General features: G+C 60.1%; 1 protein-coding gene. It reads right to left on the minus strand.

What is annotated here, in order from left to right:
- A partial coding sequence (locus NMG80_RS38150) for a DUF5372 family protein (protein WP_495664004.1) occupies positions 1-213 on the minus strand: 213 nt, incomplete at its 3' end.
- Positions 214-268 lie beyond the last annotated feature (55 nt).

The following is a 268-nucleotide window of genomic DNA, read 5'->3' on the forward strand; positions in this document are numbered from 1 at the left end:
GATCTCAGCGCGCAGAGATTGCAAGGTCCCAAGGGAAAACCGCGGCTGCGCCGACAGCTTGAAGTGCGTCGCCGCCTCGCGCACCATCCACGCCGGTATGCAGGCAGGGGAGCCGTCAGGCTGCCCAATGACCACCAAATCGGTACCACGGTACGCATAGCGCTTCAGAATGAGCACCGTCTCGCCGCAGCGTGGATGAAATGGATAGTAAATCCGCCCTTCTTCAGGCTGTTGGCGGGCAGTATGTCGTTGTTTTGAGCAGGACCTG

The organism is Mesorhizobium escarrei, from assembly GCF_935825525.1.
GTDB classification, from domain to species: Bacteria; Pseudomonadota; Alphaproteobacteria; order Rhizobiales; family Rhizobiaceae; genus Mesorhizobium; species Mesorhizobium escarrei.